The organism is Exiguobacterium indicum HHS 31, assembly GCF_001939065.1.
Taxonomy (GTDB): Bacteria; Bacillota; Bacilli; order Exiguobacteriales; family Exiguobacteriaceae; genus Exiguobacterium_A; species Exiguobacterium_A indicum.
The window spans coordinates 462,596-477,323 of sequence record NZ_MPSZ01000001.1; the positions used below are offsets into that span (position 1 = coordinate 462,596).

A 14,728-nucleotide genomic window follows, 5' to 3' on the forward strand; every position below is an offset into this window, starting at 1 on the left:
ATTAGACCGTACCATCCGGTAATGTCTCACCAGTCCGACGAATCGTCGCGCCAAGTTCAGCGGCGATCGCATTGACGGCTTCTGAATCTTCGTTGACCTCACTGATCAAGATGACACCGTAATGGTCAGGATTGATCTGATTCAGCGTCCGGTTAAACAAATCAAATGATTCCCGCTCGTTCTTCTCATCCCGGTTCGCACCAATCAAGTAACCAGCAACGGAGCCGACGAGCATACCGAACGGACCACCAACGACACCGATTGCCATGCCGATCAATGAGCCTTTGAAGGATTGGTCCTGTTGCGTGAAGTCGATGGCATCGATGAAAGAGAAGCCCTCTGCTTCGTCACGTTTTGCGAGAACCATCTGATCCATCTCGATTTCCTTGATTGCCTCGAGATCCTTAATCATCGCAAAGCCTGTTTTTGCTTTTTCTAAATCACTAAAAATGATTGTCGTAATAACGTGCGTTGCATCGCTTTTGTATTTCGCCATAATAAACGCCTCCACAAGAATCGGATATCGTACTACACTTTTTAAGTACCCTGAACATTCTAAATGGAAACGCGAGACTGGAAATATGAGAAAAACAGGACAACAGAATAATTTTCTAATATCGGCAATAAGTAAAACTTATCGAAAGTCTTTTGTTCTTTCAAATTGTAACGGAATCCATATTATACTATGATAGAACTGTACAAGTAAGCGGTATCAGGGGCTTGATGTCGTGAACACTTAAAGGGGGAATCACCATGAAGCAAACAGATGTGTCGCAAGATGTCTTTGGCGCACGCCGTTCGTTTGAAGCAAACGGTAAGAATTATCAGTACTATAGTCTTGAAAAATTGGAAGAACTCGGATTGACGGAAGTCAAACGCCTTCCATACTCGATTCGTGTCCTGCTCGAGTCAGTACTTCGTCAACAAGATGGTCGTTCGATCACACGTGAACACGTCGAGAACTTGGCGAAATGGGGAACAGCTCAAGTTTCGAACGATGTCGATGTTCCGTTCAAACCGTCACGCGTCATCCTTCAGGATTTCACAGGTGTTCCAACGGTCGTTGACCTCGCGTCACTTCGTAAAGCCATGCAAGATCTCGGTGGAGACCCATCGGTCATCAACCCAGAAGTACCAGTCGACCTCGTCGTTGACCACTCGGTTCAAGTCGATGCTTACGGTTTTGCTGGAGCACTTGCAGAAAACATGGATCTCGAATTCGAACGTAACGAAGAGCGTTACAAATTACTTCGCTGGGCGACATCGGCATTCGATAACTACCGTGCCGTACCACCAGCAACAGGGATCGTCCACCAAGTTAACCTCGAGTACTTGGCATCTGTCGTCCTTGAAAAGGAAACAGCAGACGGTACAGTTGATGTGTACCCGGATACACTCGTTGGAACGGACTCACACACGACGATGATCAACGGTCTTGGCGTCCTCGGTTGGGGAGTCGGTGGGATCGAAGCGGAAGCGGGCATGCTCGGACAGCCATCGTTCTTCCCAGTACCAGAAGTCATCGGTGTACGCATTACAGGTGAGATGCACCCAGGAACGACAGCAACAGACGTTGCCCTTCGTGTAACGGAAATGCTCCGTCAAGAGAACGTCGTTGGTAAATTCGTCGAGTTCTTCGGTCCATCACTCCACTTGATGTCACTTTCTGACCGGGCAACAATCGCGAACATGGCGCCAGAATATGGTGCAACATGTGGATTCTTCCCAGTCGACACAGAAACATTGACGTACCTTCGTCTGACAGGTCGCGATGAAGAATTGATCGAAAAAGTCGAGAACTACTCGAAAGCAAACGGTTTGTTCTACACGCCACAAAACGAAGATCCAACATTCACGAAAACAGTCGAACTCGATCTTTCGACAATCGTTCCTGCCCTTGCTGGACCAAAACGTCCACAAGACCGGATCGATTTAACGGATGTTCATACATCATTTAAAAAAGCGTTGACGGCTCCACAAGGAAACGCTGGATTCGGCTTAGCGGAAGAAGAAGCGAACAAAGTCGCTGTCGTTCAGTTCGAAGACGAAGCAGTTGAAATGCGTACGGGTGACGTGGCAATCGCTGCGATCACGAGCTGTACGAACACATCAAACCCATACGTCATGATCGGTGCTGGACTCGTCGCGAAAAAAGCGATCGAACTCGGTCTTTCGGTTCCAAAATACGTCAAGACATCACTTGCGCCAGGATCGAAGGTCGTTACGGATTACCTCGAGAAATCAGGACTCCAAACGTACCTTGACGAACTCGGCTTCAACACGGTCGGTTACGGTTGTACGACATGTATCGGGAACTCTGGTCCACTCGACCGCGCTGTCGAAGACGCAATCCTCGGTTCAGACTTACTCGTTTCGTCTGTCCTCTCAGGTAACCGTAACTTCGAAGGTCGTGTCCACCCGCTTGTTAAAGCGAACTACTTGGCTTCACCGCCACTCGTCGTCGCGTATGCACTTGCAGGAACAGTCGACGTCGATATCATGAACGCGTCACTCGGAACAGGCAAAGACGGACAAGAAGTCTTCTTCGCTGACATCTGGCCGTCACGTGATGAGATCCAAACGATCATCAACACGGTCGTCACACCAGAAAGCTTCCGTGCAGAATACGATTCAGTCTTCACAGGAAACGAACGTTGGAACAACCTTGATGTGCCAACAGGTGATCAGTACGACTTCGACGGTGAGTCGACGTACATCCAAAACCCACCGTTCTTCGAGAACTTGGCGAAGGAAGCTGGTCAAGTCGAAGCGCTCAACGGACTCCGTGTCTTCGGTAAGTTTGCTGATTCGGTTACGACGGACCACATCTCACCAGCGGGTTCATTCTCGAAAACGACACCAGCCGGTCAATACCTCGTCAACAAAGGGGTTGCACCAAAAGACTTCAACTCATACGGTTCACGTCGTGGTAACCACGAAATCATGATGCGCGGAACGTTCGCGAACATCCGCATCCGTAACCAAGTCGCACCAGGTACAGAAGGTGGCTTCACGACGTACTGGCCAACAGGCGAAACGATGGCGATGTACGATGCTGCGATGAAGTACAAAGAAGATGGCACAGGTCTCGTCATCCTCGCTGGTAAAGATTACGGTATGGGTTCTTCACGTGACTGGGCAGCAAAAGGAACGAACTTGCTCGGCGTCAAAGCCGTCATCGCGGAAAGCTTCGAGCGGATTCACCGTTCAAACCTCGTCATGATGGGTGTTCTTCCACTGCAATACGTGGCAGGCACGACAGCTGAAACACTTGGTTTAACAGGTGAAGAAGCGATCAGCATCGCAATCGATGAGTCTGTTCGTCCACGTGACATCGTTAAAGTCACAGCGACAGCGGCAGACGGAAAAGTCACTGAATTCGAAGCGATCGCTCGTTTCGACTCAGAAGTCGATATCGATTACTACCGTCACGGCGGGATCCTTCCAATGGTCCTTCGTGAGCGTCTCCAACAAGCATAAGTTGTCTAATCAAAGGTGGGGGAAACCCCACCTTTTTTTGACGAGAGGAGGAAAAAGGTGAACCGATTCAAGAAGTGGTTTCAACCGAAGGAAGACCAGCCGTTGCCGATGCGTGACGTGACGCTTGATGAAGTCAAACAAGCGACGCATGCTTTTGAATCCGAACTACCGAAAGGGACGAATCGGACAGTGCTTCTAGATAATGAGCAACGCATTGACTTAAAGCAGTTAGAGCCGTATTTGAAAGCACGTTCGACACAAGTGTTTTACATGTCGCGTGAGACATTCACCATCATGGAGGCAAAAGATCGGGAACTCGTCTATGAGATGGATCATGTCCAGGTTGCCGTCGATCGCTATTTTGACCGGGTGAAGAAACTCCCGTTGAAACCGTATAGCAAAACGTTCCAAGTCGACTGCGCGATGTTGTTTCAAGATGGCTATTTGCGTGAAATGCCGCATCATAGCTATTACTTGGTCGATGAGTCGATGATCGTCTCGCTGACGCCGAAAGAAGCATAAACGTAATCAAGGGTGGACCGAATTCATTCGGTTCGCCTTTTTTTGTCGTCCTGACCATTTTCTGATTTGTTCAAAAGTCTGACGAATTTAGTCAGAAATCGTGAAATCTCGGACAAACCCTTTGTATTCTCCTTATAAAACCGATACGATGATAAGGAATAGAGACTTGAGCTAGGAAGGTGTACATGGCATGACGAAACGAACGAGCACGTGGATTGCAGTAGCAATCGTGGCAATGGCGATCCTCCTTGCCTACAATTTTTATCTCTTGAACAAGACGCAGACCGCAAGCGATGAAAAAGCCGCGACGGTCAAACCGTTTTATACGATGACACGCATCCAATATGTTGAGAAGAAGCTCGCGACGAAAAAAGATGAACTTGAATCACGCACGTATGAAGTCGTCTTTAATGACAAAGGTCATTTCCGGACAGAAGTCGTAGACGGTCCGTCAAAAGGATCGCTTGCGATCTGGAACGGGACGATGTTCCGTGAGTATGATGCGACAGGGAAGTTAGTCAATGAGACGAAAGCCGGCAAAAGTGTCAGTGCGCCGCGCCCATTCCTCTCACGTGGCTTCAACGAACAGATCCTCGCCTTCATCAACAAAGGTGACTTCGGACAAGTCGAGGGAGAAGCGGACATCGCTGGAATGGCAGCAGACGTGTATGTGAAAAAAGAACCATCAAGCACGGTACCAGAAGACTGGATCAAACAATACCCATCGATCTTCGATAAAGAAAACAACCAAGAACAAGCAACGTATTATGTCGCTTCCGACCGTTCGAAAGTACTCGGTGCGGAGTCACGTAATAACGGTAAACTGTTCTACTCTGTCAAGATGAAGAGTTTTGAAACGATCGATACGTTCGATCCGGATTGGTTAAAAGCAAAATAAACAAGAAACGACCGGCGATGACGCTACGAAACGGTAGCGGACAAAGTCGGTTTTTTCGAGACGCAGGAGGTTCAACATGGAAGCATTCTCGAAAGAGGAGATGTTCAATCAAATCAAAGCGTGGGAAGAGGGCGCGAAGGTCGAGGAGGTGCTCGCCTTACGGTATGCTCAAAGTAGCCGGTTGCTTGGAGAGACGGAAGCACTCGTCCGCATCTTGGCGTTACTCGTCGAACATCGCTATATCATGACGGGACGACTGGATGCCTTAGCTGAGAGTTGGATGCAAGAAATCCGTCAGCATGGTCGTTTGCCAGCTCGTCTTGAGCAGTTGTTGACGGAACAACAATTACAAAGTACGTATCAGCGCCTTGTTGCGCATACGTTTCCGACGATTCGCGAGACGGACAATGCGAACGCCAAACGATCAGCGACGAAAGAACTGATTCTCCAAGCAAGCCAAATCGTCGAGGAGACGGAACAAATCGTCGAACTGACGGAACGGTTGCGTCGATTGGATGCTGGTCGCTGGACGGAACTGTTCGAAGCTGGAACGGCATTACTGCGTTCGAGTGCCACGCTTGAACAGACAGCGCAGACATTCGTCGATAGCTTGCAAGAGCGTTTCTATTCCCGAGAAGCGTTTCGCGAGATGACGGAACTGAAAGCGACGACAATCCAGGATCTCAAACGTGTCGTCGCTTTGCTCCCCGTCGAAAGCAAACAAGTCGAACGCTCAGCACTCGAAGAACTCGACGCGATGATTGGTCTCGAAGACATCAAACAACGGGTCCATCATATGTATCGCTTCTTGAAGTATCAACAAAAACGATCGGAAGATGGCTACCGTTCAAGCGATCAACCATCGCTACACATGATCTTCATGGGTAACCCCGGAACCGGAAAGACGACGCTTGCCCGTCTGATGGCAAAAATCTATCACGAGCTCGGACTTCTCGAACGACCGGAAGTCGTCGAGACGGATCGTTCATCGCTTGTCGGTGCGTTCGTCGGTCAGACGGAAGAACAGGTCATGAGTAAAGTCCGCGAAGCCGTCGGAGGGGTGCTCTTCATCGATGAAGCCTATGCCTTAAAACGTGCCGGACAAAGTGGGAACGATTATGGTCAGGCCGCGATTGATACGCTCGTCGCAGCGATGACGAGTGGGGAATATGCAGGGCGATTTGCGGTCGTGCTTGCTGGATACCCAGAAGAGATGCGTGATTTCCTGAAGGCGAATCCTGGACTCCGGAGTCGTTTCCCGGAATCAAATCATTATCTACTCGCTGACTATACGGATCAGGAGCTGCTCACCATCGGACGTTCGATCGCGACCGCGAACGATTACGTCTTGACGGAACAAGCAGAGCGGGCGTTGCTCGGACGGCTTGAGCGAGAACGAGTTGACGCCAGTTTCGGAAATGGACGCGCCGTCCGTAATATCGTGCTTGATGCGATCTTCAAGAAGGGATCAAGCCTTGGAGAGAGTGCCAGTCACGAAGACTTTGCCTTACTCGAACAAGAAGACTTCGAGATGGTGCAAGAACCGGACGCAACCGTTGAGGAGCGGATCGCTTCGCTCGTCGGATTGTCTGATCTTAAAGATGAACTCAAACAGATTGAAGCTCTGTTGTCAATGCAAAAACGTCGCCGGGAAGCGGGCTATAAAGTCTTACCGGTCGAATTGCATGCGGTCTTTAGCGGCAATAGCGGGACCGGAAAGACGACTGTCGCGCAGCTTTATGCTGATGTGTTACGACAATGCGGTTATTTGAAACGCGGACATCTGAAAGTCGTCAGCCGGGCGGATCTCGTCTCCGGTTACGTCGGACAAACAGCGCAAAAGACGCGCGACGCAATTCGCGACGCGCTGGGTGGTGTCTTATTCATTGATGAAGCGTATGCGTTAAACGGTGGAGCGAACGACTTCGGGAAGGAAGCGATTGATACGCTCGTGGATGAGATGACGAAACATCAAGACAATCTCGTCGTCGTCCTTGCGGGTTACGAGCAACAGATGAACGCTTTGCTTGCGAGTAACCCAGGACTGAAATCACGCTTTAAGCGATCGTTCCACTTCCCGAATTATTCGCCAGACGAGTTGATTCAAATCATTGAAGGATACGCAGCACGGTTCGGATACGAGCTGACGGAGGACGCACGGTTGACGCTTACCGAGAAGATTGATGTCGTTCCGAACGGAAACGCACGGGCGGCGATCACGATCGTCGAACAGGCGATCGCGAAGCAGTCGATGCGATTAATTGACAAAGTTAGCTTGTCCGGTTCAGAATGGTCCTATCTTGAAAAAGAGGATTTTTAAGGGGGAAGCTACATGCACACGATTGAAATACCTGTCCGGTACGCCGAGACGGACATGATGGGCATCGTCTATCATTCGAACTATCTCGTCTATTTGGAACTCGCACGGACAGAATTAATCCAGTCCTTGGGTCTTGATTACAAGGAGATGGAAGATGCGGGTTATGTCTCCCCGGTCACGAATGTCAATCTCGATTACAAACGCTCGTTGACGTACGGTGATACAGCGGTCGTCACGGTTTGGATTGATCATTACGATGGACTACGGACGATTTATGGCTATACAGTCAAACATCCGGACGGGAAACTTGCGGTATCTGCGAAAACGACACACGTCGTCGTCAAGAAGGAAAACTTCCGACCGATTCGCTTGCCAAAGGTGTTCCCGAACTGGCACGAAATTTATGAGAAGATGAGTGAGACGGACGCAGCACTCTTAACGGAAGCGTGAAGAGATGCATCAAAAGCGGAATCGATTTTTGAATCGGTTCTGCTTTTTTCTTTTTTCAGCTTTTTCAGTCTGAACAGTAAAATTTAGCACTTGGTACTAACGACCGATGACAAAGTCAGAATCATTTGCGAAAATAAAGAAGCTGAAGTAAGGTAGGGACTTACTCTATCTGTCGGAAGTAGACTCGACGGATGGAACGATTAGCGGTAACATAGAGAAGCATAAAAAGAAGAGGGGTCTTACTCATGAAAAAAATCGTAACCGTCAGTACGTTAGCGCTTCTCCTTGCAGGATGTAATCCTGGGGATCAACAAGCGGATGATACAACGAAAACGGAACAGAAATCAGATGAGACAAAACAATCAAACGACGAAACGAAAAAAGAAGACACAGCAAAAGACACGAACAAAGACGAAACAAATAAAACAGACGAAACAGCAAAAGACGATACGTCAGAAGAAGCAAAACAAGAAGACAATTCGTCTGACGCGGCAACGCAAGAAGATCAAGGTTCTTCGGATGAGACGAAAAAAGAAGAAGAACAAAAAGACGATACACCAGCTTCAGAGAACAAAACAGAAGACAACAAAGACGAATCGACGGATAAACCGGATAGTTCATCTCAGGATCCAGAACAAGAGAAACCGTCGAAACCAGAAGATGAAACACCGGACGTCGATAAATCAGCAAATGCCAAAGCAAATCTATCACTTGGTAATCTCGTCGTCGTCAATAAGAAATACGGCTTGCCGATCGACTACAAGCCATCGGATCTTGTCGTCCCGAACGTCAGCTTCTCATACTCGGGCGTGCTCGAGCAAAGCTACATGCGGGCGCCGGCTGCGAAACAGATGGAAAAGATGTTCGCCGCTGCTAAAAAAGAAGGCGTGACATTGAACGCTGTCAGCGGATTCCGTTCAGGCGCACGTCAAAAAGTATTGTATAATAATTATGTCGCACGTGATGGCAAGGCAGCTGCTGATCAATATTCAGCTCGTCCTGGTAACAGTGAGCACCAAACAGGTCTTGCTTTTGATATTTCGGCACCAAGCGTTGGTAACGGGTTAACAGCTGCCCTTGGTGATACGAAAGAAGGAAAATGGATTGCGAATAACGCAGCCAAATATGGTTTCATCGTGCGCTACGATCGTGGTTTCCAATCACGGACAGGCTATACGTATGAGCCATGGCACATTCGTTATGTCGGTGTCGATGTCGCGACACAAATTAAAAATAACGGACAGACTCTTGAGGAATATATGAAAGTCGGTCACTAAGAGGTTGGAGGTTGACTATGATTGAAATCATAGGGATTTTAGTTCTTGGCTATCTGCTTGGTTCGATACCGTTCGCACTTCTTGTCGGGAAGTGGGGACACGGGATGGATATTCGCCAACATGGTAGCGGGAATCTCGGAACGACGAATACGTTCCGTGTCTTGGGAAAAAAGGCGGGAATCATCGTATTGATCGGTGATTTCGGAAAAGGAGCCGTCGCAAGCCTTGTTCCAATCTTAATGGGAGCAGATATACATCCGTTGTTTGCTGGATTAGCAGCTGTCATCGGTCATATCTATCCGATCTTCGCGAAGTTCAAAGGCGGAAAGGCAGTTGCGACGTCCGGAGGGATGTTGCTCGTGACGAGCCCTGTTCTGTTCATCTTCCTGCTCGTCTCCTTTTTGACGACACTTCGTCTAAGCCGGATGGTGTCGCTCAGTTCAATCGTGGCGGCAAGTGTCGGAATCGTTGTTTCCATCACCATCGGCTTTTTGACGAACGATTGGATCGTTCCGACGTTCTTTACGGTTCTTGCTTTGTTCGTCATCTTCAAGCACCGCGAGAACATCCAACGGATTCGCCAAGGAACAGAATCTAAGATTCCACTCTTTGCAAAGAAACCGTCTGAATGAGTCATTAAGACGCATCTACATCTCGTTCATTGAGATGCGGATGCGTCTTTTGTTTGTGAAAAAAGTCGGATAACGGACGAATTCAACGACATTTCATAGGAACTACACGTTTATTTACATCGGATTTACAAGACCTTTACAGACGTTCGATACACTAGAACTAGAACTTGTCTGTGAAGGGGGAAGCGCACGTGTCGTTGTTAGGAGAAGAGCGGAAATCACGCATCATGGAATGGCTGGAAGAGGAAGGGAAAGTCATGACGAAGGATTTGATCGAACGTCTCGATGTCTCGGGAGAAACGGTACGACGCTACTTAGAGGAACTCGAACGGGAACGGCAATTGAAGCGCGTCTATGGTGGCGCCATCTATCAAGGAGGAAAACGAGAGACGCCGATCTCACGTCGGACGGATCAATTGTCTCGCCGTTTAGCGCGTTATGCGAAAGGATGGCTCAGCGATTATTCCTGTATCTTTCTTGGTCGAGGTGAGCCGGTCGAGCATCTGTTGCCGTATTTAACGGGGAACGCGACGATCGTCACGAACTCACTGATGGTCGCTAGTCACTTGGAGCAGTGCCGTAAGACTGGACCGTTCAAAGGTGAAATTCGATTACTCGGTGGAACAGTCGATGCCTACGGGCAGACGGTCGGAGTCGAAGTCTTGCAGGCGCTCGATGCTTACGCTTTTGATGCTTGTTTTCTATCGTTTGACGGTGCTGAAATCGAGCGTGGCTTCGTCAGCGATGATATTGAATCCTCACTGATTCAAAAAGCCGTCATCAGTTGTACGAAGGACGTCTATGCCTTTTTGGCAAATGATGAATTCCAGGGCAATCGTAAATATAAGGTGGCAGAGTTCCGCCGTGCGAAGATCGTTCTCAGTCCAGCCTCCTATCCACCATCGTGGGAGATGAAACTGTTCAACGAACGCGTGAACTGGATGGTCGTCTCATGATACACTGATGCGGGAGGGATGCATCATGTTAGAAATCATCGCATCGACCGTAGAAGAAGCGGTCGCAGCAGAACAAGCCGGAGCGGACCGGATCGAGCTCGTTTCCGCATTATCCGAAGGTGGGTTGACGCCGAGCTATGGACTGATTCGTCAAGTCGTCTCGACGGTCGAGATTCCAGTTCACGTCCTCGTTCGACCACATAGTAAGTCGTTCGTCTATTCGAAATCAGACGAAGAAACGATCATCACGGATATCGACTTGATCCGAGAACTCGGTGCTGCCGGGATCGTCGTCGGCTCATTGACCGCAGACGGTCGCGTCGACGAAGGCTTCCTTGGTCGAATCATCAAACATAAAGGGGAACTGTCACTGACGTTCCACCGGGCGATCGACAGTAGTCGTGATATTCTCGAAGCGGCAGAAGTGCTCGCTGATTTTCCGGAAGTCGACCGGATCTTGACGTCGGGTGGTCAAGCGACGGCACTAGAAGGTAAAGAGACAATCACTCGCTTGATCGAGGACCATCCGGACTTGATTATCTTACCAGGTTCCGGGATTACGCTTGAGAATGCGGAAGCACTTCTTGAGGCGACGAAGGCATCGGAACTACATGTGGGTTCCGCTGTCTTACAAGACGGTATCATTCAAAAAGAACGTGTTGAGGCATTGACGCGACTTCTGCGCTAATCCTATACCGCACGAATCCATTTTTCAAATCTTATGAGATGAGAGAAATGGATTTTTTTGTATGTGTTCGTGACGGATTTTCGACGATTCCGTGACGCGTTTGAAAAGCAGAGCGGGATAACTAGGTTTTTCAACGGGACTACGCTAGAATCAAAGATGGAAATAGTGGAAATGAAGGAGTACGACATGAACCCTAAACAATTAAAACAAGACGCCCTTGGTACACTAAAAGGACGTTGGCTGGTCGGGCTAAGCATCTCGATCATCTACTTCCTGATCTTTGCGCTTGCAGCAAGCCGGATGTCCTTTGACCAAGATGACATCGACAGCATGGTCCGTTTCATCGGACTGAACATGGTCGTAACGATCGTGCTTGCTCCGGTGACGGTCGGACGAACGATTGCTTACTTACGCTTCACACGCGGGGAATCTGCTGGCATCGGAACGTTATTCGAAGGATTTTCTTCGTTTCGACGTGCTTTCCGGACGATTGCTGCTTACGCGATCGTGACGGTATTGGTCTATGTCGGATCATTTTTGATTTTACCGGCATTGTACTTTTATCTAGCGTATCGCCTTGTACCGTACATTTTGGTCGACCGACCGGAATTGTCGTTTTGGCAAGTACTCGGTGAGAGTCGTCGGATGATGAAAGGGCATAAGCGTGAACTGATCATGCTTTACCTGAGTTTCATCGGTTGGGGTATCCTCGCACTACTTAGTACTGTGGGGGTCATCTTCTTGACGCCATACTTTGATACGACGATGGCACACTTCTATGAACGCTTGAAACCAACACGTCAATCATCCGTCGAGGGATGAACGAAAAAAGCCTGTACATTACGTCAGTAGACGTAGCGTACAGGCTTTTGCTCATTCTACCGAAGCGCGTGAACGTTCGGCGAGCAACAGATAAAGTGCTTGTGTACCGGAATCGGCATGACCCAGCTCAGCAAGTTGTTCATATAAATCCTTCGTCAGTGCAAGACCAGGTGTCGCAATGCCCATTTCAGCGCCGCGTTCGAGGGCAAGACGCATATCCTTGATGAAGTGTTTGACGAAGAAACCAGGTGAGTAGTTTTCAGCGATGACGCGTGGAATCAAGTTCTCAAGACTCCAGCTACCGGCAGAACCAGATTTGATCGTCTCGATGAATTGCGTCGGGTCAATCCCGGACCGCGTGACGAACAACAGCATCTCCGCTGTTCCGATCATCGAGCCGGCGATTGCGATTTGGTTCGCGAGTTTCGCCGATTGTCCTTTACCAGGACCACCGAAGAGTGAAATCGATTTTCCCATCGCTTCGAATAATGGCTTCGCTTGTGCGAAAGTCGCTTCTTCACCACCGACGAGAATGGCGAGTGTTCCGTTCTTCGCACCGAGGTCACCACCTGTGACAGGTGCGTCAAGTGCCTGAAGACCGCGTGCTGCCGCTTCCTGCGCGATGCGTTCTGCAAGAGCCGGACTGGATGTCGTCATATCGATCAGAATCGTTCCTGGTGCCGCATGATCGAGGATTCCGTCTTCGAAGTAGATCTGCTCGACGTCTTGCGGATAACCGACGATCGAGATGACGACGTCGACATCCGTGACGACGTCTTGAATCGTATCGACGATCTCGACACCATCTGCTTCAAGGACAAGTCCTTTTTCTTTCGTACGATTGTATCCTTTGACTGTAAAACCTGCCTTGCGCAGATTGCGGACCATGCCTTGTCCCATGACACCTAATCCGATGAAACCGACTGTCTTCATACGTGATTCCCCCTTGCACGTTCCGTGCCGATGAATTGTTGCGTTACGAGCTTATTATACAATGGATTGTCGACGACAAGACGATCATGTGTCCCGATGCCGGAAATCCGACCATCTTCAAGGACGATGATTTGATCGGCATGACGGACTGTCGCGAGACGATGGGCGATGACGAACGTCGTCCGTCCGACCATCAATCGTTCAAGTGCTTCCTGAACGACCCGCTCGGACTCAGAGTCGAGGCTTGACGTGGCTTCATCCAGCAATAGAATTTCCGGATCTCGGAGGAGTGCACGTGCGATCGCAATCCGTTGGCGTTGACCACCAGACAACTTGACACCTCGTTCCCCGATTTCAGTTGCATACCCCTCCGGAAAACGTTCAATGAACGTATCGGCATTCGCCATCCGTGCAGCCTCCCGGATTTTGTCTTCACTGACGTCTTCCGCAAGACCGTAAACGAGATTGTCACGGATCGTTCCCGATAAAACAGGGGAGTCTTGGGCAACATAACCAATCGCTTGGCGCCAAGACGATAACGTTAAATCAGCGATGGATTGATCTCCGAGTCGGATTTGCCCGGACGTCGGTTGATAGAATCGCTCCAGTATCGCGAATAATGTCGTCTTCCCGGATCCACTCGGACCGACGATCGCTGTCGTCTTGCCGCGTGGTAACGTAAAGCTGACATCCTGGAGGATGGGCGTCTCATTGTATCCGAATGATAGGTGATCGACCGTGACGTCCGTAAACTGACGCGGCGCAACAAGCGCTCCAGGTGCTTCCGGTGTCTCATCGAGCAGCTCGATGATTCGCTCTGTCGCCCCGCGAGCCTTCTGTAACTTCGTGATGAATTCAGTCATCGTCACGAGTGGCGTCATGATTTGGAACAAATAGAGTGAGAAGGCGACGAGTTCACCTGCTGTGATCTGGTTCGTCGCGACGCGGTAGGCACCAAAGCCGATGATCAAGATCAACATCGTCGTCAAGGTGACGTTAAAGATTGGCAACAAAAGGGCTTGGATTCGTCCTTCCTTGACGCCATAGCCATAAAGATTCTCGATGCGAGTTTTCCCACGGTCGAGCTCATAGGATTCAGTCGCTTGCGATTTGACGAGTCGGACTTCACCGAGCATCTCGGCAAAAAAACCGGATAATCCCGCGAGTTCCTTCTGAGTCTCACGAGATATCTTATGCAACTTCCGCACGAGCGGGATGATGATTAGTAGCGTCACGGGTACAGCGATGACCATGACGAGTGTCATTTGCCAGTCGAGGAAGAACAGGATCGTGATCGCTCCGATGATCGAGACGAGTGATGTCAGCAGGCGGACGAGTTGCTCCGACAGCAATTGCTGGAGTGTCGTAGCGTCACTATTGAGCCGAGAGACAAGCTCACCTGATTTCGTCTCATCATAGAACGGAATCGATAAGGTCAACAGGTGTTTCCATAAGAGCGTCCGCAAATTGGCGACGATCCGTTGACCAACGATCTGTAACCAATAGATGGACAAGGCGTTCGCGACGACTTGGACGACGAAGACGATCACGAACAAACTGATCAGCTGCGGAGTCAGTCGATCGACTGTAAAACCGTCAATCAACGTCTTTAAGAACCAAGGGATGGCGAGTGCTGCCAGCGCTTGGATGACGGAGACGGAAACGGCAGCGGATAATAATCCGACCGGGGGTTTCGTTTTTTTCAATAACAGGTAAAAAGATTGGAACGTCGCAGCGTTCATTTCAACAC

Annotated in this window: 13 protein-coding genes; 10 read left to right on the plus strand and 3 right to left on the minus strand. The window is 49.5% G+C overall.

What is annotated here, in order from left to right; genetic code table 11:
- Position 1: 1 nt before the first annotated feature.
- Positions 2-496 (minus strand): hypothetical protein, encoded by a 495-nt coding sequence (locus N179_RS02355; RefSeq protein WP_023467796.1) that lies wholly within the window; start codon positions 494-496, stop codon positions 2-4.
- 257 nt (positions 497-753) lie between these two features.
- On the opposite strand from N179_RS02355, the gene acnA reads away from it, so the two are divergent.
- From acnA to N179_RS02405, 10 genes are all read left to right on the plus strand, one after another.
- Entirely contained in the window at positions 754-3,480 is a 2,727-nt protein-coding gene (gene acnA, locus N179_RS02360) for an aconitate hydratase AcnA (protein ID WP_023467797.1), read from the plus strand.
- A gap of 57 nt (positions 3,481-3,537) precedes the next feature.
- Positions 3,538-4,002 (plus strand): DUF3939 domain-containing protein, encoded by a 465-nt coding sequence (locus N179_RS02365; RefSeq protein WP_023467798.1) that lies wholly within the window; start codon positions 3,538-3,540, stop codon positions 4,000-4,002.
- 190 nt (positions 4,003-4,192) lie between these two features.
- Positions 4,193-4,900 (plus strand): hypothetical protein, encoded by a 708-nt coding sequence (locus N179_RS02370; RefSeq protein ID WP_023467799.1) that lies wholly within the window; start codon positions 4,193-4,195, stop codon positions 4,898-4,900.
- 76 nt (positions 4,901-4,976) lie between these two features.
- Positions 4,977-7,220, plus strand: coding sequence for an AAA family ATPase (locus tag N179_RS02375; RefSeq protein ID WP_075642082.1), 2,244 nt, complete (start codon positions 4,977-4,979; stop codon positions 7,218-7,220).
- Positions 7,221-7,232: 12 nt separating this feature from the next.
- The gene (locus tag N179_RS02380) at positions 7,233-7,670 is read left to right on the plus strand and encodes an acyl-CoA thioesterase (protein WP_023467801.1); all 438 of its coding nucleotides are present in this window, start codon (positions 7,233-7,235) and stop codon (positions 7,668-7,670) included.
- 245 nt (positions 7,671-7,915) lie between these two features.
- Positions 7,916-8,947 carry a M15 family metallopeptidase gene (locus tag N179_RS02385; protein ID WP_035398093.1) on the plus strand — a complete coding sequence of 344 codons (1,032 nt, stop codon included), beginning with the start codon at positions 7,916-7,918 and terminating at the stop codon, positions 8,945-8,947.
- 17 nt (positions 8,948-8,964) lie between these two features.
- Positions 8,965-9,579 (plus strand): glycerol-3-phosphate 1-O-acyltransferase PlsY, encoded by a 615-nt coding sequence (gene plsY / locus N179_RS02390; RefSeq protein ID WP_035398091.1) that lies wholly within the window; start codon positions 8,965-8,967, stop codon positions 9,577-9,579.
- Positions 9,580-9,770: 191 nt separating this feature from the next.
- Positions 9,771-10,535: a DeoR/GlpR family DNA-binding transcription regulator gene (locus N179_RS02395; RefSeq protein ID WP_023467804.1), complete on the plus strand. Its 765-nt coding sequence runs from the start codon at positions 9,771-9,773 to the stop codon at positions 10,533-10,535.
- A gap of 25 nt (positions 10,536-10,560) precedes the next feature.
- Positions 10,561-11,223 carry a copper homeostasis protein CutC gene (locus N179_RS02400; RefSeq protein WP_075642083.1) on the plus strand — a complete coding sequence of 221 codons (663 nt, stop codon included), beginning with the start codon at positions 10,561-10,563 and terminating at the stop codon, positions 11,221-11,223.
- Positions 11,224-11,409: 186 nt separating this feature from the next.
- The gene (locus N179_RS02405; RefSeq protein ID WP_050678317.1) at positions 11,410-12,045 is read left to right on the plus strand and encodes a DUF975 family protein; all 636 of its coding nucleotides are present in this window, start codon (positions 11,410-11,412) and stop codon (positions 12,043-12,045) included.
- A gap of 51 nt (positions 12,046-12,096) precedes the next feature.
- Here N179_RS02405 and N179_RS02410 read toward each other — a convergent pair whose 3' ends face one another.
- Both N179_RS02410 and N179_RS02415 read right to left on the minus strand, forming a co-directional pair.
- Entirely contained in the window at positions 12,097-12,978 is an 882-nt protein-coding gene (locus N179_RS02410) for an NAD(P)-dependent oxidoreductase (RefSeq protein ID WP_058265218.1), read from the minus strand.
- Complete coding sequence (locus tag N179_RS02415; protein WP_083639877.1) at positions 12,975-14,720, minus strand: ABC transporter ATP-binding protein; 1,746 nt, start codon at positions 14,718-14,720, stop codon at positions 12,975-12,977. Before N179_RS02415 ends, N179_RS02410 begins: the two co-directional genes overlap by 4 nt.
- Between the last annotated feature and the right edge of the window lie 8 nt (positions 14,721-14,728).

Bases quoted from the DNA above. Each gene is read 5' to 3' on its own strand.
- N179_RS02400 (WP_075642083.1), top strand. From the start codon at position 10,561: ATGTTAGAAATCATCGCATCGACCGTAGAAGAAGCGGTCGCAGCAGAA.
- plsY (WP_035398091.1), top strand. From the start codon at position 8,965: ATGATTGAAATCATAGGGATTTTAGTTCTTGGCTATCTGCTTGGTTCG.
- N179_RS02355 (WP_023467796.1), bottom strand. From the start codon at position 496: ATGGCGAAATACAAAAGCGATGCAACGCACGTTATTACGACAATCATT.
- N179_RS02380 (WP_023467801.1), top strand. From the start codon at position 7,233: ATGCACACGATTGAAATACCTGTCCGGTACGCCGAGACGGACATGATG.
- N179_RS02405 (WP_050678317.1), top strand. From the start codon at position 11,410: ATGAACCCTAAACAATTAAAACAAGACGCCCTTGGTACACTAAAAGGA.
- N179_RS02415 (WP_083639877.1), bottom strand. From the start codon at position 14,720: ATGAACGCTGCGACGTTCCAATCTTTTTACCTGTTATTGAAAAAAACG.
- N179_RS02370 (WP_023467799.1), top strand. From the start codon at position 4,193: ATGACGAAACGAACGAGCACGTGGATTGCAGTAGCAATCGTGGCAATG.
- acnA (WP_023467797.1), top strand. From the start codon at position 754: ATGAAGCAAACAGATGTGTCGCAAGATGTCTTTGGCGCACGCCGTTCG.
- N179_RS02410 (WP_058265218.1), bottom strand. From the start codon at position 12,978: ATGAAGACAGTCGGTTTCATCGGATTAGGTGTCATGGGACAAGGCATG.
- N179_RS02375 (WP_075642082.1), top strand. From the start codon at position 4,977: ATGGAAGCATTCTCGAAAGAGGAGATGTTCAATCAAATCAAAGCGTGG.
- N179_RS02385 (WP_035398093.1), top strand. From the start codon at position 7,916: ATGAAAAAAATCGTAACCGTCAGTACGTTAGCGCTTCTCCTTGCAGGA.